Here is a 23,576-nt window from a genome sequence, read left to right as displayed (position 1 = left end):
ACCATGTAATATAATAATAAGTTAACCTTACCATCTCTATATATTGTATTACGTTTCAAAATAAGACACAAGATATATGTATAAATTCTTTATTTATTAAACTTTTGGTTTTCGACAAGACAGCAGTCGTCCTCATTTTGGTGTATGAGATTTCCTCAATTGATTTACCATCATCCTTACTCCCCCAAGGGATACGTTCAATTTTATCAGTTCGTTTTTCTGTATCTGTGTACAAAACAGTTTCCCTCCTCTGTGTACCATCCATTAGTACATCCCCTAGAGTTTGTCCCTTCTCATTCCAATATATAAAATACCTGAGATGGTAATCTATTAGGTTAACTGAATGGTTCTACTAGCTCGGTAACGAGCAAATATCCTATTCGGTAACTATTCAGATGCCAGCTCTAGGAGTTATTGTTTTTAAAATATTTAAATACATTAGAATCTATATGAGGAGGTATCTCTATAGCTTTTCTATCAGGATTGTATCTGCTGATGAATCAGCTAGGTTATAAACTTGATAGTTAGCTATAGAGTTGCTATCTCGTAAGGTATTTGTTTATTTTCTTTACGAGATAGACACTCTTGGTTAACTGTTCAGATGTATCTCTAAAGTTAAGCTCATTAGTTTAGTAACAAAAGTGTGACTATTTTAGGTAAATCTCATGTATTTCACTCCAAGATATATACACTTAAGGAAGATTATTAGGTAACTTAGGAGGTGATACCGTCATGATACTGGTTAATCTCATCTAACAAGTTAACTAGGGGTTGAAATAAAATGACAACATAGTTGATACGAGGTAGCAAAACTAACAGGTGTATACAAGTAGGTTGCCGACTCTAGGGGTTACTATCTCATATATGAATATATTTAAATACCTTATGAGGACGACCTATGTTGAGCATAGTCCCTGAGTAAACCCCGAAGTAGCCGACTCCTAGTTTCCTACATGTTAGCGACTATAAGTGTACAACTTGAGTAGATTGTTGCTAAATTGCGCCAGCACTACTAGGCATTTGAATAATTAAATACTAGAGATGGAAGGTCTTTAAAGATGAACTACAAGGTTACCCATGAGTAGGCTGACTCCTAGTTTTCTACATGTTAGTGACTTATGGGTGTAACCCAGTAGGTGGCGCTAATAGGAAGAAATATTTTAAATTTTATCAGACCTGATGAGGGAGCGTCTTGGGAGATCGTACTCCGAAGGTGTGTCGAACGAGTTCACCTGAGTGATATGGAGACTATTAGGAATAACTAGGAGGGCGCTGATTAGTATATTTTCTACTGTGTAACACACGATGCGTGCGTGCCTACCTGCCCCCCTGTCAGGAAAATATGGGTACCCTTGAGCCAGCCAGCTCACGAGAAACTAACGAGAATGCCCTCAGACCGCTCGGGAGCCATCATAACGAGTCATAAGTGTAGAGGTAATGTTAGTATCACCCAAGTGTTGTCATCCTCACAGGTACACACAGGAGCGTTACATGATAGGCAAGACAACACAGCGCACGAGTAGGCGATCTCTACTGTGTGCAACGAGTAGGCATAGGGTAGTGTGGTGCTTGTTAACATAATCCTTGTTATAGGAAGTAGTCATAGAGACAGACAAATAAGCTACAGTCCTAGAGCCACCTGCTCTCAGTGTACCTACTATGGTATAGCCTGCATAATTATCTGCATGGTAACTGTGGGTAAGCCCTGTATAGATATACACAAGGAATGCCGTACTCATAGGGTTATGACTCAGGAGTATGCATGATTGTATGCACTCACTTTCGGGAGGGTTTACTTTCGAGGTAGTGACTTTCGCCCTCTAGAGTTCGGACACTTTCGGGAGATAGTTCACCGCCATAGCTCTGTTTGTGTATATGCTCACAAGCATCGCATCGAGGGGGAGGTTTTGCTATTTAGTATCATCTGACAGTTACTTTAATTGGTTAGAGATTGCACCTCGCTCACTTCTTTTTAGGTACATCGCTCCACGGGAAGAACCAACTCCCTATAAGCTACAACTAACAAGGCGACCGAGCCAGCAAACCACTTTTTCATTACTATCTCCATAATATCCATTAGTTTCCTACCTCCCCAGTACTTGCTTTATAAGTTGTTCTCTTGTAGGTACCCACATGAAATACCCTAAATCGTATATTCATTCCAGTTAATTTATTTTCAACATATAGAGTTTTGTATTTCTTATTAAAGTTAGCTACAAAGTTCATCGCATCAGCACCTATGAGAACGACTCTATCGTCACCGATATAAAACTCAATAGCAGCCTGATCTAGATTAACGGGCCCGTTAACCCACTTCACAAACCTCTTAAACCACTTAAACATTTTATATTCCTCCTCTTAGTTTTCATAAATAGTTATTCTATTTATTCCCAATTCCCCCCCTATCAATACCACCTGAGACGGCACCTATTTTAGTCTCCTACTTTTGTCGAATACTATCTCACAAGTTCCAACTGAATAGTTATTGACTCACAAGTCTGTAACCTCTATAATTTTCCTAAACGAATAACTAAAAGAGTGGTCACTCATAGATAACACCTCATCAGGCTTAACATCCGCCTCTACTTCCGCTGAAAATTCATTATCCGCTATGGTAGTTGGTGTATGTACACACCCGAATTATCGTGGAAATGGCTACGCTTCACTCATATTACAAAAAATGATCCAAGACTTTACGAAAGAAGGCCGAACACTTTGTTTATTTTATAACAATCCAGCTGCTGGACGAATTTATAAACGACTAGGATTTAAAGACATTGGAATGTGGACGATGTATCGATAATAAGAAGTACTCTATAAGAGGAAATAGTTGTAACTTAGCAATAAAAGCCGATTACACAAAAACTTCACACCGTTATTATGAAGAAACTACTTGAGGAGCGAGGACTCTAACTAAAAAATGGTATGCATTCAAACTAAATTTAGACAGATAAAGTGAAACTTTAATCAGTGGGGGTTTTCTCCATCCCCCACTGATTATTAGTTGAACCAATCGGACTTTTATGGGCAGTTGATCCCCCACCTAACTTCTTTGCTTTCGCTGAATTTTGAGGTGGGGGTCTTACTGCCCATTAAAGCGGGATAAACGCCCCAATTGTTGCATCTACTCCAGCAATTGGGGCGTTTATTCTCAAATTATTTCCACTACAACTAGAAATAATTATGAAACATTCACCATACTATTCTCTCTAAATATTCCATCATAATACAACCAGAAGTAATTGTTATCGCCTAAATCCTCCTCAACTTTCGGCCTTTCAATCACTTATTTAATCATTTATTATTTTCATATTACTTTTTATAATTTACATACTCTTTCTTAGCGTCTTGATTGTTATCTTTTTTACTACTAAAATACACATATATTTGCTGACTATGTGTTAATATTTTACCTTCATCATTTTGCTTCTTATAGTCAATTGAAATTGTTAATTCTGTTATTTGTATTGGGTGTTTTTCATTATCTATTGAATCATTAAAGTTAAGTACAATTGATGCATTTTCAAATTTATCATATTGCAATTTTAATTTATCGTTAATTATTTCTTGAAATTTTGCTTCTGTTATAGTAAATCCAACTGAATTTGGTTCATTAAATTTTTTCTATTACCACCTGCTTTCAATTTTAAATTCCCTACACCTTGTAATCTATTAAATATCAATTTCACAGGAGAAACATCCAAATTCGAATCAGATTCTTGACCTTTTCCGTTTTGATACATAAAGTTTGTATTATATTTTTCTTCTTTATAATTAATATCCTTATGTCTATCCTCTTCATCTTTTGTTTTACTTGTTATTGTTTGAGACGTTATTCCATATAACAGTTTTTCTTTCAAATTATATATACCTTCAGTAGTTTGATATAGCGTATTATAATGGTTTTCATCACCATTTGTTTCTATAGTAAAATCAACAACTCGTTCTTTCACATACGCATATCCCTCAGCACTCGCAGACATAACCTTTCTCATATCTCCTTCATCCAAAGCTTTGACAAACGGCTCATAATCTATCTTTTTTTCACCAAAACTACACGTACCTAATAGAATCATTACTACCATCATAATAATTATTTTATTAATTAATCTTTTGGTCACATTAATCACCTACATAATTAAAATGTCTTTGATAGTTCAAATAGTCTTCTTTTATTTTATTATTACTTTTTTTATCATTAAAGCTTACAAATATTTGCTGTTGTTTTAAAACATTTTCTTTCTTTACACTTACAGCTATTCTTATTTCTAATAGTCCCATAGATCCTTTCTTTGAATCTTTTATAGCATTAAAGTGCAATCCAATTGAGCTACCAATAAATTCATCATATTCTAACTTTAATTTATCGTTTAGTACTTGTTGAAACTGAGATTCTGTTAGACTATAACTAACAATATTCGGTTCATCGAATCCCTTTGTATCTTCTGACGCTTTCAAATCTTTTATTCCCTGTAAGCGATCCATAATTAATTTAACAGAGGACACATCAAATACCTTTTTTACAGTCTTCACTTCCCCACCTTCATACATTATATTAGTATGATAAATTTCTTCTTCTTTGTAATTACTATTATCCGCCTTTTCTTTTTCATTTTTAATATTCGTAGCTATTTCCTCCGTTGTTTCTCCAAATAATTTTTTCTCATCGGTATTATAAATCCCCTCTGTTGTTTGATAGATTGTTTTACTATGAGTACCGTCTTCTTTTTCCTCAAAAGTCCCATATATGCTTCTTTCTTTCACATACGCATACCCATCATCACTAGCAGACATAACAGTCTTCATGTCCCCTTCATCCAACGCCTTTACTAATCTCTCATACTCTATCTTTGTCTCCCCAAAACCACATCCACTTAATAAACTTGCTACTATTGACATAACTATCATCATCTTAACTTTCTTCTTTAACTTCATACTGACACCCTTAATCAATCAAAATAAGCTTCCCTCTCTCCATTTTGGAAGAGGAAAGCTTATTTCCTTTTTAATTTATTTTTTTCCCTTTATTTCTAACTCTTGTTCTTGTTGTTTCTTTTTATTTTTTTCAATTACTTTTTCAACAAACTCATTCCGCCACATTTTAAACTTAGCTGCGAATTGACCTTCAATTTTATTTCGATACCCTTCAAATTTAACCTCTGCAATATCCGCGTGGTTAAATAATTTATATGTCTCTTCGGTTAAACCCACTGGATGCAACACTCCGCCATAATCATAGAATGTGTTTTCATCAAGTAATAAACCTCTCGTAGTGATTACATACTCTACATTTTCCCCTTCTTTAAGAGCCAATCTCACAACACTGCCTAAAGGTAATACTCTATCCATATAATCTTTCATATTAATTCACTGTCCCTTTTAGTACGCTAATTTTCTCTTCTATTTTTTGTCTTTTTTTCTCTAATTGACGGATACGATCAATAAATGCCTCACGTGTTTTCCCTTGTAATGTACTATCAATACTACTCTCTAACCTTCTAATATCCCCAGTTAAAGATGCAGCTGCTTTTTCCAATTGCACTACAACGTTTATAATTTGTTCTCGTCCACCACTAGCTGGAAATGTACTATGAACTCTTGACATTATCGTATGTAAATCCACCTTCATACCCCTCTCTTTTAAATTTATAAACTTGGAGTTTTAATAATATGAAACTGCCCCTAATTCTTCATCTTTTGCAAACATAGAAAATACTGCCTCTGAAACATCGTTGTTTAATTGCTTTAAATCTTTTGATAACTCCTTTACATCTTTAGCAATTTCACCTAATAAAGAACGGTTTATCCCCCTGCTGTTATCATTCATAAAGAGATTTAATAATGAGTGACGATGACTTAATATATGTTCAGATACAATTGCAGCTACATTTGTATCTACCACAAAATCTCCTTTAAACAAATCTAGTAAATCTTGCACGTAAGAAGCTGCTACTTCTTTTGCAATTTCTAAAATTTCACTTGTAGCTAAATATACTACAACACTTCCAGCCAAAAAATTTATAGCAGTATTAAATACAGACTCTAATACTTCTAAAACTTTTTCCTTACATTTCGCTAAAGTTGTTTCAATCCACTCTACAGCTGTATCTACTGTGCCTTTAATTTCAATTGTAGCCATTAGGCTAAATTGAATTGCTTCTGCTGTAATTTGGGATTTTAGCCCTTCATACTTTGTATTTAATCTTGAAAAACCTTCTTGAACTATATCTTTTAGCTTTTCAAGCTCCTTGCTACCTTGCATAACGTCCGAGTACCATAATATCCCACCTAAAATAGTAGAAATTGGCGTTACGCTTAGTATCAAATTAATTGCATTTCCAGCTATTTTTTCTTCCTGGATAGAAACTTTTCTATGAAATACGTCATTTATAGTTCCTGTATATATTGCACCAGTAGATTGGGAAAGCTCCAGAATCCCCGGAATAATATCCCACCCTGTATCATTATCACTTGCTAGTTTATCAAGCCATATTAGGTGCCCACTTTCATCATAATCCTTCGCTGTAAAAGCATATGAGTGTCCTGCTTGATTTGGGATTTTATACATTCTTCCTGGAAGTGTGAAGTCTGCTGCCTTTATCCCAATATGTAGTGGATCATTCTGATTAATGATATTCCGAACATTTTTCATATCAAAGCCATTACCAAACTTATCTACATCTCGATTTAAAACTGGTGCTGGATTTAGCGCCAAAACATCAATATCGTCTTCTTGATGCCTTAATGCTACTGTATTTGCAATACCTCCGCCCAAAGAATGTCCTGTTATACTAATGGTTTTACCATCAGCATATTGTTTCACTTTTTCGTAAAATGCCTCTCCTTGATCATATTGTTTTACTTCTAACTCATGTTCCCAATCATTAAACACTAATTTATTTGCATTGGTTAAATTATGACCACCTATCTCCGCATCCACTACTACATCACTATTATTGTCTTTTCCAGCTTCCGTTCCAACATACGAAATAACAACTTCTCCTGTTTTATTATCCTTAAAGGCATAAGCTGCAAATCCTGTATCTTTATCCACTTCAACCTCTATAAGTGTTGCACCAAATTTTTCTTCTAAAGTATTTATGTTTAATTCCCTGCCGTTTTCTCCTGTTTTATTATATGGCTCTTCGCTGTTATTGAAACTATATATATCTTCTCCTGCTAGTTTCAATTTCCCCCAATCCGAAGTCAATCTATAATTTTCTGTCTTTTCCACACCTTTCGTCAAACCACTTCACCTTCCCATTTAATTACTTATTTTTATATTGTTTTTCATAATTTACAAACTCTTTCTTAGCTTCCTGATTGTTATCTTTTTTACTACTAAAATAAACATATATTTGTTGACTATGCGTTAACATTTTACCTTCATCATTTTTCTTCTCATAGTCAATTGAAATTGTTAATTCTGTTATTTGCATTGGGTGTTTTTCATTGTCTATTGAATCGTTAAAGTTAAGTACAATTGATGCATTTTCAAATTTATTATATTGCAATTTTAATTTATCATTAATTATTTCTTGAAATTGTGCTTCTGTTAAAGTAAATCCAACTGAATTTGGTTCATTAAATTTTTTTCTATTACCATCTGCTTTCAGTTTTAAATTCCCTACACCTTGTAATCTATTAAATATCAATTTCACAGGAGAAATATCTAAATTTGAATCCGAACCTTGAAGTTTTCCGTTTTTATACATAAAGTTGGTATTATATTTTTCTTCTTCTTTATAATTAATATCCTTATGCCTATCCTTTATATCTTTTGTTTTACTTGTTATTTTTTGAGACGTTATTCCATATAACAATTTTTCTTTCAAATTATATATACCTTCAGTAGTTTGATATAGTGTATTATGAATTCTGTCATCACCATTTTTTTCTGTCGTAAAATCAATAACCCGTTCCTTCACATACGCATACCCATCATCACTCGCAGACATAACCTTTCTCATGTCACCTTCATCCAAAGCTTTGACAAATGGCTTATAATCTATTTGCTTTTCCCCAAAACCACATCCACTTAATAAACTTGCCACTATTGACACGACTATCATCACCTTAGCTTTCTTCTTTAATTTCATACTGTCACCTCGTTAGTTACTCTAGGCATTTTTAGTTTCATTATGTTCCCTTTTTGATAGTAATACACTTCATCTTTACCTAATGGCGCTTCGTTGCTTATATATTTTATGTTGAAGATACTTTGATCATTTAATGGCATTGCGATAATTGCTGCTGTTAGCTTACTTCTCATTTTCATAGGTAGAGCTTCACGATTTCGGTCCATGTAGTCGTGGTGACCTGCTAATACAAAGTAAATGCCTACTGTACGAGATAGATCAATTAAAGTTGCTGCATCTTCCATTTCTAAATAAACAAATTTACTAAACTCTTCAACATTTGTCATGATAATGAGTTGTTTTGTGAATGCAGGAATTTCTCTACCTTCTTGTCTTGCTTGTGCTAATTCAAGAGCTCGTTCACGAATTACTTCCATCCAATACTTTGCATGCATATTTATTTCATTTTCGTCTACAATGTAGTGCGTCACATCGTCTTTATATTGAACGAAACTATACTCTGCTGTATCCACCAACGTCACACTTTCAAAATAATCTTTATTCAATTGAGATAGGATGCTAGATACAATTTGTTTTCTCATACTATCATCTACACTATAAATCATTAAATGATCATTCACTGCAATATCATGAGCTACAACTTCTACGTTTGTAAAATCAAGCCCCATTGGAATTCTTGCTGCTTGTAGAGCTTTTGTAACGTCTTTATTTTTACGATAAGTAGCAATATCAATCACTTCTGGCATCATTGGAATTGCCTTCGGACGTTCTCCATCCCATTCTCGATCCATATCATTTGCTTCTTGTTGTAATAATTGAATTTGCTGTAATTCATCTTCTGCTTTCGTAGGTAATGCAATCTGGAATAATGTAGGAGATTCTAGTTTTATTAACGCTCTTCCTGCTGTTTCTTCCACTTTTATATCAGATCTCCCTACAATACTAGCTACTTCACTTTGATCAATCATATATAGGCAAGTTTGAATTTTAATATTATTGTACAATTGAATTCTAAGTGCATTTTGTCGCCCTGCACTAATTAAGGTATGAATTCCTAAACTTGCACCATCTCGGACAATTTGCATAATTAGCATTTCAAAGCTTTCATAGAACTTCGCTTCTTTTACTGCATCATAATTGTCGATCGCAATAATAATATGTGGTATTTCTTTCCCACTTGCCTTTTCATACATTTCAATATTTGCAACGTCATATTCACTTAATAATCGTTTACGATTTTTCATTTCTTGAGTTAATCTTTCAACAAACTTTAAACATTTTTCAGATTCATCAATCGTAATCGTATCCGCTACATGAGGTAATCCTTTCAAAGGTAGAAGACCATTTGTTCCAAGGTCCACTAAATACACATGCAAATGCTCCGGACTATGTTGACGAGCTACATCCATAATGACTGATTGTAAGAATGTTGATTTTCCGTAGCCTGGACTTGAGAAGACCGCTACGTGTCCGTCTTTACTAATATCTAATGTTAATGGTTTTTGTGATTGTAATTCAGGCTGATCTAGTAGACCAATTGTTGCTTGTAATGGTTTCTTTTCTTTCGTCCATGCTTCTTTGAACTGAATAGCATGTAAGTCTTGTAAATATACGCTTTCTGGAAGTGGTGGTAACCACGGTCTTGCTAATGCTTCAATTTCATTTATTTCTGCGTAATCGTGAATGTAGTCAATGACAGCATCCAGTTCAGATGGTACGCTTATTACTTCTTTACTACTACCAAGTCCACTTAAATCTTCACTTAATATTTCATATTGTCCTAGATCATTTATTGCATATATCGTTGCATCTAAATGTTCTTTATCTTCTTTGTTTTCTACATAGTCTGCTCCGCTCCAAGCTGATTGGAATAGTTCATATATTTCATTATTCCCAACTTGTAAGTAAGCACGTCCTGGTAATGTAATTTCAGCAGCATCCGGTGTTTTTAAAATTTCATTACTATCTGACGTATTTTGAACTTTTAATGCTAGTTTGAATTTCGAGTTACTCCAAATTTGATCATCTACAACACCACTCGGTTTTTGCGTAGCTAATATTAAATGGATTCCGAGCGAACGACCGATACGCGCTGTTGAAACTAACTCTTTCATAAATTCTGGTTGTTCTGACTTCAGTTCTGCGAATTCATCACTAATTAAAAATAGATGCGGCATCGGCTCACTTACTAAGCCTTCTTTATACAGTTTTTGATACTGATTAATATGGTTTACATCATTTTCACCAAATAATCGTTGTCTTTTCTGTAATTCAGCTTTAATTGATGCGAGCGCTCTCATACTTTGTGCTCCATCTAAGTTCGTAATTGTTCCTAATAAATGCGGTAAGTTTTTGAATAAATTCGCCATTCCGCCGCCTTTATAGTCAATTAGTAAAAAGGCTACTTCGTACGGGTGGAAATTGACTGCTAGAGATAAAATATACGATTGGATAATTTCCGATTTACCTGAACCTGTTGTACCTGCTATTAATCCGTGTGGTCCGTGTGCTTTTTCGTGTAAGTTTAAGTTTACGATATCTTCTTTACCACGTAGCCCAAGTGGTACAGCTAAAGATTTATGCGCTGCATTTTTCTCCCAACGACTTGTGATATTCAGTTCTTTTACTTTTTCAACGCCGTACATTTCTAAAAATGTTACGCTTTCTGGAATACTATTTTTTAAGTTTTGCAAATGATTTAATGGTGCTAATGCCCGTGAAATATCTTCTAAATTGAATCCTTTTGGCACATGATTTAGTTTAAATTGACGGTTAACAAGTTCTCCTTGCTCTAAGATGATGTTCCCTTGTTTTGCATCTCTTATGTCTATTACCGTTTTCACATGCTCCGGTAAACTTTGCATAACATCTTGTACAAATACAAGTGATACACCTAATTGACTCGGATCATCATTAAAGAATTCCATAACAACATGGTCTAATATTAGTTTTTCATCTGTAATGAGAACGACATAGTGCGGTGCAAAGTACATTTTTTCATTAGTAGAACTTTTTTCATCTAGTTTTAATTTTCGTTCTTTCAATATTTGATACAAACTATTTAACACTTGATCACGGCTACGATCATGGTATACAAATCCACGTACATTTATATCGCGAACACTTCCATGAGGTAACCAGCGCATCCAATCCCATTTTTCTTTTTCTTCTTCCGGAAAAATAGTAATAAACTGCAAGTCATAATAACTATGGAATAAAGCCGTTTGTGCAACTAATAATTGTAATTGCTCTAACACTAAAGAGCGTTGACCAATATAACCGACTGGTCCATTCATTAAATCTGTTACAACTGGTACATCTTCCAATGATAGATAACGCTGTCTTAGTTCACGTGCTATATCAATTAATTCATCTTTCGTTTGACTAAATTCTTCTTCATTAAATTGAATTTCAAAACTCGTATTAGCTTGTCCTGTTCCAACGCTAAATGTTAAGAAATCATGATGTAACATTGTTTTTTCATAAATTCGAGGATTTACTTGAACTGCCATATTACGTATTACTTCTACATTTGGATTGTGATAATGTAATGCGTGACGCTGTTTTTCACTTTCTGCATGTAAATCTTTCGTTTTTTGTTTTATATACTCTCTATAGCTTTTATCTCGTTCAACAATGTCGACTTTATATTGCTTCAAATTTTTAATATACGATGTGACAGAAACAATGATTGTTACTAATGTCATCGCAATCGATGCGATAATAAACATTCCATATTTCATGAAAATAGCAAGTAATACAGTTACGACAATCATGACAAGTGAAGGTGCAATGATTCTTGCTAAATGCTCCGTTGGTTTTGATGGCATACTTGAAGGCTTTGCAATTGTCATTTTCTCTTCTGGTTCACGGTAAATAATACGTGGTGAACGATGATAGTCTGGATAACCACTTTGATAATTCGTTTCTGATTCTACTAAAATAGGTAACGCAGATTTCACTTTATCTTCTGAAGAAAGTACTTGAATGTCTTCACTACCAATCTCCAATAAAATACCATCAAAATATAATACGTCTCCTGATTCCAACATAACGCTATCTTTTAACTTCGTATAATTATGAAATACATCCCCGCCATACACGTTCACTTTAAAAGAATCGTACAACGTTTCGCGAGATAGCATTAAATCTACACTAGTCCCGGTAATAGAAATATCATCGTAATCGTTTCGACTCACTGTAAGAGAAAGTTTCGTTCCGATATCAAACACTTTAGTTGTGCCAATAATAGATATAAAGATTTTCAAGCTCACATCTCTTGTTTTTCCAATCTCAACTTCCTTATTGAATTCTATTAATTGATCCTGTACCATCCAAGCATTTACTTCATTATTCCACTTTAACTCTATTTCTTGTTCTAAACTTGGATTCGTAATATCATTTGTCCACTCTTTTCCAATCGACACTATTGATTGCTCATTTGGATGTAATGTGCACTTATATATTTTGTCTCCATAAGTCAATACTAATAGTTGCTCCATCCGTGTTCACTGCTCCTTTTCAACTGTCTCATCAAGTGCTTACTCTTTTTTCTCTGTGTCCGACAAATTTTTATCGCTTGATGAACTGCCATATTTCTTTTTATATTCATCTAATTGTTGCTCATATGTTTTTAACTTTTGATCACGTTCTTCTCCTGATAAATCCGGATTATTTTTCAGTGATTCAATTTGTTTAACAAGGCCGTACATAATAAGCTGAGGATCATCAAGTGTCTTAGCTAAATCTAATGATTTATCAAAATTACCTTTTCCGTTATACATCCAATACAGCAAATACTTTTCATCACTTTTCAAACTAATGTTTTTCATAATCGATTTCTTTTGAGCTTCACCTAGTTTTTCAGCTGTAATGTATGCAAATGCTAACTCATATTTAGATGCAATCGGTAATAATTCAAATTCCTCTTCATTTAATTGCGTAATGACTTTGTCATAATCAGTTGCTATGAAACTTGCATTTGCTTCTAACAATTTATTTTGATAAGGAAATTTTATAAAAGTGAAATATATTAAAGGAGCAGCTAAAATAACTGTCGCCGCTATGAAGGAAAAAGCTAAGTATTTAAACGATTTATAGCTTTTTTTAGGTACTAACTGCATATTTTTCTCTGTTTTTGTTTGTTCCTTCTCAAAGCTGTCATCAAGAAACTGCAGTAATGCATCTAAGCTTTCCATTTGAGCAACGGTCTGTTCAAATGTTGTTTCTTTTGCATCTTTTAGTAACCCAGCATACAAATCATCAAAGTTATGTTTTTGGGAGAATAAAGCAATAATTAGACACTTATATTGTGTTAAAAATTGTTCTTCTGATAACGGGGTTGGTGGAACAATATCTCGAATTCCTCTATGTATAATACTTGGTATTAAATTAGCATTAAAAACTATATTGTCTGGATGTAAAAAGAACGTGATTCGTTTATTCAAATATTTACGAAACTGCGCAACATTCCGAAGTAGTCTTAATTTCTCATTTCTTCCAAAACGGCTAAGATTGTCCCACTTATATAATTTTTTATCTACTTGATATAGAAACGTAAACATATCATCCGCTTCTTCTATTGTTAATGGTACAAATTCAGATGATACGCCCGTAATTATATCGAATTGACGGAAGTCTTTTATACGTGTTTGAGATTTGGTCATCTCCAATTTCCAATTTTCTTTTTCTATTTGAAATTGATAGTTCATTGCATCAATTTGAATTATTTTTTCCGTCATGTTTATCCTCTTCTCCTTTTCTTTATAACCCGTAATAACTTATTTTCAAATAACTAAAAGTAAAAAATATTCTTTATAAAACTTGCAAAATATCTCCATCTGTTATTTGGTGATCAATTAAACGATCATTATCTGTTAAAACAATTGACTTATTTTTCACTTTAATTACAAAATGTGAACCTTCATGATTATCAATCTTTAGCGTATCTAATAAGTTTTTCAATAAATATTTAATAGATTGGTGATTCGGAATACGCAAATCGTATGTATTTCCATTCCATTTATTAAAATCTACTGTGACATTAATATGTGTTTGTATTGCCATCGCTTTACCTCCAACTTTTACGAAGAACCGTATAAATACCGATGCAAATAAGTAAAATGCCACCGCCAAATAATAATATTATTGTTATACTAATTGGCTCTTCATTCATTGTTTCATTACTCGCTACTTCATCTGCACTTTTTCTGACAATGTATTCACTGCTAAACAAACTATTTTTCGTATCTTTAACACTATTATTCTCTTTTTGTTTTATAAAAAGAGAATCTCGCAGAGCTTCCATATCTTTTTGTTCTTTCTTTTTCTTTTTCTCAATTTCTTCTTCTATATCTTGGTTAAATAACTCAATTGATGCTTTATCTAATTCTGTTTCCTTATGTTCCTTTTTATTTTTTTCTTGGTCGCTTTCTTCAAGTCGATCCACTTTAAACTTAATCTTCCCATCATCACCAAGATAACTGTCAGCCGCGCTCCTTATCGGTAGCGCGACAAACAGTAAAAGGATAGAGAGAAATGATAACTTAGCCACTATGCTCCATTGTTTGATCATTTACTTCTTTTTCCTCCCATTTCTTATGCCATACAAATAGATTACTAACCAATCCAATAATGGCAATTACAAACAATACGACAAAAATAACTTTCCCAGTATCTTTACCACTAATAAAATCATTTAGAAAACTTTCTATATACTGAAGCGGTGAGAATTGACGTATCTTTCCGACAGAAGACATTTGATCTACTTTACTTCCAACTGCCTCAGTTAAAAATAGGTACATGCTTAAAAATACTAATAGTATAAACATTCCTACCATTTTTATTTGTCGTAATAAGTAGGTTGAGACCAATACAAACGCCATCATAATAAATGTGATGAACGCAATCCATAGTAAACTTTGATCCTGACCGAACTTTAAAAGACGCCCAGAAATGATACCTATACTAATTCCTTCCACAATTGATATACCGAAAGCTACTACTGTAGTTGGTACATTCATATCAATTAATGAGAATTTCTCTTCAAAATGATCCGATTGCATTCGTTTCTTTTCTTGATTCGCAATTGCGTATGCTGTAAATAATGCAACAATGAAACAAGTTAATACAATTAAGTACGGTGTAAAAGCATTACCTGCTACAATTACTCCATCATTTTGCTTTTGAACTGGACTAGCTAAAAAGTCATATAGCATTTCATTTTGACGATCTCCAATACGACTATTCGCTAAAATTTTCGTAAAGTTTTTGGAGAATGATTTATCATCTTCCATTTTCTTTGTAAAGTCATTTAATAATAAATCAGCTTTTGAAACAATTGTCGTTCCGCTGTCTTGAATTTCTTTTGCTTGTCCATTAATTTGATCAAATGTTTTATATACATCGTCTGAAGTTGCTAAACTATGCTTCGAACTTTCGACCAATGACTGACTTTGCATCATTAATGATTTAATACCAGAATCTAACGATAAAACAGCCGTTTGCTCACCAGCATGATTTGTTGTTACTACTTGCTGCTCTTCAACTAGCTTTAAGCTATTCTCACGCCATTTCGCTAAACCTTTTACATACTCTCCTAAATTTTCATTCATACTAGTTGCTTGTTGCGTCGTTCCATTTAATTTCTCCGCTAGTAGCATAGAATTTTGATCCGCACTAGTAATAGATTGTTGATAAGAGTTTATTTTTTGTTTTAAACCTGACATATCTTGCTTTATTTCTGTAGTAATACTTGATGAAACAAGATTTGAAATTAAATCGATTAAGCTTTGTTTATTTAATACGTAGTACAAAGATTGGTCCGTCGCAATTGCATCTAAACTTCCCTCTTCTAACTTAGGACCTACATCTTTCGTTCTTAAATCAATCCCATAATACATTTCGTAAAGGCTCATTAAACCTTGATAACTTTCAACTGTATCTACTGCTTCTTTTATTAATACACTAGAAGTAATATCTGTTATTTTTTCTGTTTTTTGATGTATAACTTGATTCGTTGTACTTTCAATAACTTTACCGTTATCTGTTCCCGTTTCGCCTCCTGGATTTCCTCCGGTTCCGTTATCTGTTCCCGTTCCGCCTCCTGGGTTTCCTCCGGTTCCGTTGTCTGTTCCCGTTCCGCCTCCTGGGTTTCCTCCAGTTCCGTTGTCTGTTCCCGTTCCGCCTCCTGGGTTTCCTCCAGTTCCGTTATCTGTTCCCGTTCCGCCTCCTGGGTTTCCTCCGGTTCCGTTATCTGTTCCCGTTCCGCCTCCTGGGTTTCCTCCAGTTCCGTTATCTGTTCCCGTTCCGCCTCCTGGGTTTCCTCCAGTTCCGTTATCTGTTCCCGTTCCGCCTCCTTGGTTTCCTCCAGTTCCGTTATCTGTTCCCGTTCCGCCTCCTGGGTTTCCTCCGGTTCCGTTATCTGTTCCCGTTCCGCCTCCTTGGTTTCCTCCAGTTCCGTTACCTGTTCCCGTTCCGCCTCCTGGGTTTCCTCCAGTTCCGTTATCTTTCCCTGTTCCGCCTCCTTGGTTTCCTTCATTATTGCCTGTTGTGTTTTCCATTTTTTTGATAATAGGTTTTTTAGCATTGTGTACTAACGGCATTATGCCATACTGTGATTTATGAACCACATTTTCCACCTTGCTATTTTCCGTTTGTGTTCCTTTATCTTCTTTATTAGGTTCTTCTTTATTAGGTTCTTCTTTCTCAGGACTAGTTTCTTTTGTATGAGTCCCACTCAATTCCCATTGCCACATTACAGGAGAGAAAACATCTATATTGATGTTTGGATCTTTTAACTTCACATGCAGATCAATCTTTATATCCCCTTCATTACGAGGAGCTATTGTAATTTCTCCTGCTTCGCTTTGTAGAAAGTCACTTGTACGATCCACATCATCAATATATAAAGCTTCTGTACTTCCATCTAATTTAAATTCTTCTGGAATCTTTATCTTCAAAATTTGCGGCGATTCCATTTTAATTACTTTCGCAGTATCACTAAATGTAATTCTCTCTGTATAAAGTCTATCCTTCACTTCTTTAATTGCGTTTCCTAAAGATATTTTATTTACAGGATCATAATAAAAATTATTTTCTTTATTATATTTTTTTGTAAATTGAATTACATTTTGCAGTTGTAATTTCGTTGCATCTGGTAAATCACTTTGACCGATTTCTTCCATGTTTAAACTAGGTAATTTCGCAATTAAATTCTCGATTTGTTTCTTTATTCGAGCATCTGGTTGTTTCATTAATGTATTTATGAAGATTTCTTGCTTTCCATCATTCGACATAGATTGCTTTAACTTCTTAATTACCGTCTCTTGAATATCACCTTCTAACTTTCCAGCAAGTTCTGTATCATATTCAGATACTTGTTTTTTTACATCTGCTAAATATTTTTGAACTGCTGAAGCATCAGTTAAAACATTTGGTTCTTTCTCTGAAAACGTAAATTGATTTGAAATACTTTTATTAGCTGATTCCAATGCACTTAATTGCTTTAAAGCATCGCCTGTATTCATATCATTCATATATTGATTGAATTGATTTGTGAAATTATTCGCTAACAAATTGTTATCAGTTTGCATTTTTTGAAAGTTATTAAAACCATCTAAGTACGTACTGTTAGATTTATTCCCTTCATCTAACGCTTGACCGAAACCTTTTAAAACATCCTGAAATCCTTTGAAACTATTAACAGAAACACCTGTATAATCTTGTACTGTTTTAAATTGATTTGTGTAATTTGCTAACGGACTATGTATATCTTTTTTATACATAGTTGTTTGAACGTTTCCTTTTTCAATTATTTTACCTATATTATCTTGTGCACCTTGTAGCTTACCGATAATACTCGCAAAATAAACGTCGATTATTTGCTTATTGAAATCTTCTAAAATAACAGAAGCTGTATTTTCTGCCTCAGCTTTCAAATCCTTATTCCCAGTTGCATTTACTTTGTAGTTTAACGTTAATTTCTCCGGAATCTCTGAATCAATCGCAACTGCTTTCCTAGAAAAATCATTTGGAATAACAATCATCATATTGTAATTATTATTTTTCAATCCATTTTCTGCTACCCCGCGACTAACTACGTACCATTCTTGTTTCGTATTTTTATTTACATTTTTAACAAATTGATCCCCAAATGCTATTTTATTGCCCTCAAAAACAGTGCCCTGATCTTCATTTACCAACGCAACTGTCATTTTTGGTGTAGTATTCTCATTAGCTTTCTTAACATTTTGATTTAATGCTAAATAGGAGACCCCTGTTGATAGTACAAGAGCTAAAATAATAAACAACAAGATGCTCCATTTGAACTTTTTCACAACTTATCACTCCTGCGACTGCGAGTCTATCTAATGAAAGACTTCGTATCTTACTCTAGTTTTAAAGTAATTTAGCCATACAACGTATGGTTGCATGGCTAAATTATATATTTCTTTTTATCTGTCTTATTGTAGACCGAAATTACGAGAAAGATCTTCGTCATGTCTAGCAACAGCTTCTGCAGTTTTATTAAGCTGCATATTAATTTCTTGTAATAACTGTGCGAAGTTTTGTACTTTTGGCTTTAATTGATTGAACTGTTGGTCAAAACCTTCGAAAGCACGACCTTCCCATTCTCCTCTTAATTCATTTTGTAAGTTTTGTAGTTGACGTAAAATGTCCTCAATTTGATTTGCACCTTGTCCATATCGAGTAGCTTTCGATTTAAGTTCCTCTGGTGACATACGAATTTGTCCTGCCATTATTAAATCCCCCTTAAAATTTAAAAATAGTAAAATTAACCAATAATCAATTCTACAAATTGATTATATCAATAATTTAAAAATTTCTAAACAAAAAAATGATATTTTTCCAAAATTTCTCTTTTACTATAATAACGATATATTGTATAATAGTAATTTATTTATTTTTAAGCATACACTATCAATCTACTATAAAATAAAGGCAAACCATCTATTTTATATATTTATAAGGACTTATTGGCTTTAAATTCCAGCGATAAAGTAGCCACTAAATCATTATTTTCTCTTCTCCCATTCCGACTATAATACTCACTTCAAAGTCATAATTACCTGCCTTTCAACAAACCCAAACTCTTCGTACATCTCTTTTGCAAAATTCCCAGCAAATACATTCAACCTAATTTCTGAATACTTCTCCTTTAATTCCTTAATACCAGCTTCCATCAGTTCTCGCGATAATCCTCTCCCGCGATATTCTGGGAAAACGTACAATTCATATATAAATCCAAGTTTTTCACGAGAAAAATAGTCTGTATTTTCCCCTATTAATATCCATCCCATTACTTTATTTTCTTCTTTAATGATTAAATAGTATGCTCCTTTTTCTACAATCGGCTTTGTAATTTCAACCGCTTTCTCGGTACTTAATTGACAATTCCCTCTCGTCCCTTCAAAAAGCGATTGAGCCGCATATTTTAATATTTCATTGGTATCTTCTTGATTCGCCTTAATTATCATTTTTCACAACTCCCCTTGAATAATAGGCATTACTATCCCTTGTTCAAGATTCTCCGCTTCCATAACAATTGCCGTTAATCCTTGTTCTGTACTTGTTTCATGAAGCTCTCCCTTCTCCCAAAACACAGCTTGTCCCGCCTCTATCTTTACCTTTTCCTTATTTGCCCCACACACATATCCTACTCCGTCCACAATAAGAAGCAGTTGAGATACAACTGCTTCATGACATCAGATTATTCCATTGGCTTGTAAATGCATAGCACCGATATGTACATTTCCTTGATGGTTTACTATTTTCGACATGATGAAATTAGATTGAAATACTGATAAGTGCTTTCCTACTTTTTCACTAAAATCAAAAGTTCTCATTACTAGTCCTCCTTATACGTATAAAACCATCCTTACTGTCTGCATCATATGTCCTTCAAAGTCTTCTTCAAATTGCTCTAATTCAGCAAAACCTTTCGCTTCATAAAAGCGTTTTCCTTTTTCATTTGCAGCTTCTACATGTATGTACAATTTCCGTATCCCATTTAATGCCTTAATCCCTCTTTGTAATAAAGCACTTCCGATCCCTTTTCCTTGCTGATCTGGTAACAAATAAATTGCCCCTAATTCTGCTTCGTTTTGTAGTCTAACAGGTGAAAAGTTCGCAAATCCTATTACTTCTCCCTCTTCTTCCGCAACGAATAAATGTGTATTTTTAAGGCGATATTTCATTTTTTCATCAGAATATGCCTCGTCTAAAAAACTATCTTGAATCTCTCTCGGAATAATGCCTTCATATGTATCATGCCAAGCTATTTTCGCTACTGATTGTACAGCCTGAATATCTTCTTGCTTCATTTCTCTAATTATATATGTCATCTCGATGTCTCCATTCTCTTTAAATTATATTCTGCTAATATACTAGAAGAAACGGCAGAACCATTTTCATAATTGACCTTAATTAATTTTAACTTTTCAATCGAAGCTGTTGTAACATCAAAATTCTCATATATATACTCCATCACACTTAAAAAATGAGTTAAATTCAAATGATTCGCAATCGTACAATGCGGAACCCATTTTCCTGGTACATAATATGAATTTGAATTATCATGAAAAGTTTTGAAATGATCATGATAAAAATGATGAAGTCTCAATAAATCATCGGTAACAGTCGGCGCTAGAAAAACCGTACCGTTAGTAGGAAAAGTTCCAACAGAAGGAAAAGTGACTGCAGACATGTTTTCTTGAATAGCTACAAATTCCTTTAATTTTTCAATATACAAATTAACATCCAACTCATTATAATCCGCAATCGTTATATGAGGTTCTACTCCAGCTAATTGATTTGTTCCAATTACATTTGTTAATTTATTTTGTAATTCTGTAATTTTATTAGTAAACACACGATCAAATGTAGCAATGATAGCGTACAATCTTTCTCACCCCTTCGTTACACATAGCGCTTCCCATTCTTCACGAATCATGCCCATTCGAATAGAATCATAGTATGTTCCGTTATAATAACGACACTTTCGCATTCTACCTTCTAAGCTCATTCCTATTTTCTCTGCTACTTTCATCATTCGTTCATTGCCAGACCAAGTCGTGATTCCTACTCTACCAATCTCCATTTTTTCAAATAGCAAATCTCTATATAATTTTAATGCTTCTGTACCATATCCACCATTCCAGTATGTTGGCTCATAAATCACAACTCCCATCTCTAACCAACGCGTCATTTTATATTCCCAATAAAACCCGACTGTCCCAATGATTTGACCGTTATTTTCTATAATTAAATTTGACAGTGGTTCTTCTTTCAAACGATTTTGCATCTTCTCTTTATAGGAAGAGTATTCTTGCATTGAGAACGGGAAATATGGCGCATCCCATTTCTTCCATTCTGGGCTTTCTTCTTTAAATATGATATTCCATAATGTTTTTATATCCGATTCTTCTATTGTACGAATTGTAACTTTCTTCCCCTTTAATACAACGTTTTGCATAATTCCCTCCTGCATTCCTCTTTATTTCATATATAATTATAATGTTTTTTCAGAAAAATCAAAACTAATATCATATATTATATTGTATAATTTTGTTATTAGATACCAATTATTGATTTAGAAAGCTGGTGATTCAGTGAATAATCGATTTAGTATTGCTTTATTTCTCACTATGGTTACCACAAATATTATTCTATATTTCTTCTTACCATCAAATATTGTTACGAAATGGGACTTCAATGGAACGCCTACATCAACAATGGATAAAAGCACTTTTGTAATCGTAAATATAATTATATGTTCCTTCTTATTCTTTATATTTTTAGCTTTATCTAAAGCAGCGAGTAACCAGAAATTTCTCCATTGGATCGGCAACACAATATTACTATTCTTATTTTTTGTCGATATTGTCATCGCCCTCATCGCTCTTGGCTTTTCACTCCCTCTTGATCATTTCATATTTTTAGCATTAGGGCTTTTATTTATATTAATAGGTTATTTCAGTTCCAAAATTGATACGACTAAATCAACCGTTTCATTAGAATGGAATGATAAGCACCTTGAAAAAAGAGCTTCAAATATTAGTAGTATTTCAATGATGATAGCAGGGATTTTTTTAGCGATACTTCCTTTTATCGTTTCTGCTCCCTATAGAGGTTATGGCATACTAGCAATTCTTTTAGGAATGACGCTTATCATTCTGCCGACTACGATTTATTTACTTATTAAAGACAGCAAGCAGTCCACTAATTTAAAAGGTTAATTGAAATATGTGATTGTAAAATAGGTAATAAAAAATAGGAGGTTATCCCCTCCTATTTCAGCTCAATATATTATTTCCCTTTTTATTCACCTCAAGCAAAATCCCTTTCTCTATCCAACCCTCTACGCCATCTTTTTTAATTAAATCATATCCTGAACAGCTATCATCAATGAGAGAAACGATATCTCCCTTCCTAACGCTTATTTGCGCACAAGAAATATCGGTTTTCACTGTATATTCACCTGACTCAAGTTGTTTCATATATTCATTTTTTACAGTGAGCAAATTATTCGTTTCCTTTTGCTTACATACGGTGTAATCTTGCATCTTCTCGATAGGCTCTATGTAATAATACGGATATGTCACTCCGCCCTGCATTTCTGAATTCGCATTAAAATCCGCTATTACTTCATACTGTGGGAAATAGTCTACATATGTATAAGAAAATGTATCGCCCGTTTGTTTCCTCTGAATAATAAATGCATTTAATTGTCCTGCTTCTTTAATTGCATTTCCTCCATCAATTGCAATAATTTTTTTCTCCTCATCAACAACTGGATTGTTAGACGGTGCTTCTTCAGAATAGTTCACGACTGGCCAATGACCAACTATTACATACTTATTTGCTTTATGTGATTTATAAAAAAACTCCGGCATTGCTATCGCATTTTTGCGCTCTGTTTCTTTCCAATCTACTCTATCTTCTAGCCCTGCATGCACAAAAATATAATCTTCTGTTTCAATCGCTGTTGGCAACTCCGTTAGCCAATATAGTTCTTGTGAAAATTCACTTAGCAATGCTTCTTTCACTTCACGAATTGAAGTACCTTCATGAACTGAAAAATCCAGTTGCTCTAGCCATTCATTAAAAATTGAATGCTTCCTCGTACATAAATAATTAATAAGACGAGGATTTTCATTTAGAAGAGCATCAACTAAAACTTCACAATTCCCTTCAACAACGTGAACCTTTGAATTGTTCTTTACAAGATTCATAACGTAGTTTACTACACCTACGCTATCTCGTCCTTTCTCGCAAAGATCTCCATTAATAATTAAATAATCTTCATCTTTAAAGTTAACTTTATGTAGTGCTTCTTTTAAAAGATTTAATTCTCCATGAATATCCGATATGACAATAACTCTAGCATCATTAGGGATTGATAGTTTCTTTATTTTTTTCAAGTATAAGCGCTCCAATCATTCTCTTTATTATTAC

Annotated in this window: 19 protein-coding genes and 3 pseudogenes; 2 read left to right on the top strand and 20 right to left on the bottom strand. The window is 33.7% G+C overall.

All coding sequences use genetic code 11. The features are described 5' to 3' along the window. Positions 1 to 55: 55 nt before the first annotated feature. Positions 56 to 265: a hypothetical protein gene (locus tag ASE54_RS03690; RefSeq protein WP_000349196.1), complete on the bottom strand. Its 210-nt coding sequence runs from the start codon at positions 263 to 265 to the stop codon at positions 56 to 58. 1,811 nt (positions 266 to 2,076) lie between these two features. Then, positions 2,077 to 2,343 (bottom strand): hypothetical protein, encoded by a 267-nt coding sequence (locus tag ASE54_RS03685; protein WP_000477564.1) that lies wholly within the window; start codon positions 2,341 to 2,343, stop codon positions 2,077 to 2,079. 238 nt (positions 2,344 to 2,581) lie between these two features. Between ASE54_RS03685 and ASE54_RS33575 the strand changes: the two are divergent. After that, a pseudogene (locus ASE54_RS33575) lies at positions 2,582 to 2,803 on the top strand (GNAT family N-acetyltransferase); the annotation flags it as partial. 509 nt (positions 2,804 to 3,312) lie between these two features. On the opposite strand, the pseudogene ASE54_RS03680 reads toward ASE54_RS33575, so the two are convergent. From ASE54_RS03680 to ASE54_RS03600, 17 genes and pseudogenes are all read right to left on the bottom strand, one after another. Continuing rightward, a pseudogene (locus ASE54_RS03680) lies at positions 3,313 to 4,088 on the bottom strand (DUF3952 domain-containing protein). Between the two features lie 34 nt (positions 4,089 to 4,122). After that, positions 4,123 to 4,935, bottom strand: coding sequence for a DUF3952 domain-containing protein (locus ASE54_RS03675; protein WP_000768495.1), 813 nt, complete (start codon positions 4,933 to 4,935; stop codon positions 4,123 to 4,125). A 75-nt stretch (positions 4,936 to 5,010) separates the two neighbouring features. After that, complete coding sequence (locus ASE54_RS03670) at positions 5,011 to 5,361, bottom strand: DUF4176 domain-containing protein (protein ID WP_000656385.1); 351 nt, start codon at positions 5,359 to 5,361, stop codon at positions 5,011 to 5,013. 1 nt (position 5,362) lies between these two features. Next, entirely contained in the window at positions 5,363 to 5,623 is a 261-nt protein-coding gene (locus tag ASE54_RS03665) for a hypothetical protein (RefSeq protein WP_000363098.1), read from the bottom strand. A gap of 39 nt (positions 5,624 to 5,662) precedes the next feature. Then, entirely contained in the window at positions 5,663 to 7,246 is a 1,584-nt protein-coding gene (locus ASE54_RS03660; RefSeq protein WP_000160311.1) for a lipase, read from the bottom strand. 22 nt (positions 7,247 to 7,268) lie between these two features. Further along, complete coding sequence (locus tag ASE54_RS03655; protein ID WP_000768472.1) at positions 7,269 to 8,099, bottom strand: DUF3952 domain-containing protein; 831 nt, start codon at positions 8,097 to 8,099, stop codon at positions 7,269 to 7,271. Beyond that, positions 8,096 to 12,601 (bottom strand): type VII secretion protein EssC, encoded by a 4,506-nt coding sequence (gene essC, locus ASE54_RS03650; RefSeq protein WP_000436724.1) that lies wholly within the window; start codon positions 12,599 to 12,601, stop codon positions 8,096 to 8,098. Before essC ends, ASE54_RS03655 begins: the two co-directional genes overlap by 4 nt. 39 nt (positions 12,602 to 12,640) lie before the next feature. Next, positions 12,641 to 13,840, bottom strand: coding sequence for a type VII secretion protein EssB (gene essB, locus ASE54_RS03645; RefSeq protein WP_000136615.1), 1,200 nt, complete (start codon positions 13,838 to 13,840; stop codon positions 12,641 to 12,643). A gap of 73 nt (positions 13,841 to 13,913) precedes the next feature. Continuing rightward, positions 13,914 to 14,165 carry an EsaB/YukD family protein gene (locus ASE54_RS03640; RefSeq protein WP_001007566.1) on the bottom strand — a complete coding sequence of 84 codons (252 nt, stop codon included), beginning with the start codon at positions 14,163 to 14,165 and terminating at the stop codon, positions 13,914 to 13,916. 4 nt (positions 14,166 to 14,169) lie between these two features. Next, positions 14,170 to 14,673 (bottom strand): type VII secretion protein EssA, encoded by a 504-nt coding sequence (gene essA / locus ASE54_RS03635; protein WP_000595661.1) that lies wholly within the window; start codon positions 14,671 to 14,673, stop codon positions 14,170 to 14,172. Continuing rightward, the gene (gene esaA / locus ASE54_RS03630; RefSeq protein ID WP_033795232.1) at positions 14,645 to 18,409 is read right to left on the bottom strand and encodes a type VII secretion protein EsaA; all 3,765 of its coding nucleotides are present in this window, start codon (positions 18,407 to 18,409) and stop codon (positions 14,645 to 14,647) included. Before esaA ends, essA begins: the two co-directional genes overlap by 29 nt. A 153-nt stretch (positions 18,410 to 18,562) precedes the next feature. Next, a complete protein-coding gene (locus tag ASE54_RS03625; protein WP_000918601.1) occupies positions 18,563 to 18,859 on the bottom strand; it encodes a WXG100 family type VII secretion target in 297 nt (98 codons plus the stop codon). Positions 18,860 to 19,168: 309 nt separating this feature from the next. Beyond that, positions 19,169 to 19,597, bottom strand: a complete 429-nt coding sequence (locus tag ASE54_RS03620; protein WP_000584244.1) for a GNAT family N-acetyltransferase — start codon at positions 19,595 to 19,597, stop codon at positions 19,169 to 19,171. A gap of 3 nt (positions 19,598 to 19,600) precedes the next feature. After that, positions 19,601 to 19,966, bottom strand: a pseudogene (locus tag ASE54_RS36685) (cupin). A 12-nt stretch (positions 19,967 to 19,978) separates the two neighbouring features. Next, on the bottom strand, positions 19,979 to 20,464 hold the full coding sequence (locus tag ASE54_RS03610; RefSeq protein ID WP_000221053.1) for a GNAT family N-acetyltransferase: 486 nt from the start codon (positions 20,462 to 20,464) through the stop codon (positions 19,979 to 19,981). Next, the gene (locus tag ASE54_RS03605) at positions 20,461 to 21,021 is read right to left on the bottom strand and encodes a 2'-5' RNA ligase family protein (RefSeq protein WP_000270896.1); all 561 of its coding nucleotides are present in this window, start codon (positions 21,019 to 21,021) and stop codon (positions 20,461 to 20,463) included. Before ASE54_RS03605 ends, ASE54_RS03610 begins: the two co-directional genes overlap by 4 nt. A 6-nt stretch (positions 21,022 to 21,027) precedes the next feature. Then, on the bottom strand, positions 21,028 to 21,594 hold the full coding sequence (locus ASE54_RS03600) for a GNAT family protein (protein WP_001181851.1): 567 nt from the start codon (positions 21,592 to 21,594) through the stop codon (positions 21,028 to 21,030). Positions 21,595 to 21,730: 136 nt separating this feature from the next. On the opposite strand from ASE54_RS03600, the gene ASE54_RS03595 reads away from it, so the two are divergent. Further along, on the top strand, positions 21,731 to 22,357 hold the full coding sequence (locus ASE54_RS03595) for a DUF1648 domain-containing protein (RefSeq protein ID WP_001065178.1): 627 nt from the start codon (positions 21,731 to 21,733) through the stop codon (positions 22,355 to 22,357). Positions 22,358 to 22,414: 57 nt separating this feature from the next. Here ASE54_RS03595 and ASE54_RS03590 read toward each other — a convergent pair whose 3' ends face one another. After that, positions 22,415 to 23,542: a metallophosphoesterase gene (locus ASE54_RS03590; RefSeq protein WP_000721390.1), complete on the bottom strand. Its 1,128-nt coding sequence runs from the start codon at positions 23,540 to 23,542 to the stop codon at positions 22,415 to 22,417. Between the last annotated feature and the right edge of the window lie 34 nt (positions 23,543 to 23,576).

The sequence above is a fragment of the Bacillus sp. Root131 genome (assembly GCF_001429475.1).
GTDB classification, from domain to species: domain Bacteria; phylum Bacillota; class Bacilli; order Bacillales; family Bacillaceae_G; genus Bacillus_A; species Bacillus_A thuringiensis_S.
Note: the sequence above shows the minus strand (reverse complement) of the source record. Positions and strands in the feature narration are given on the sequence as shown.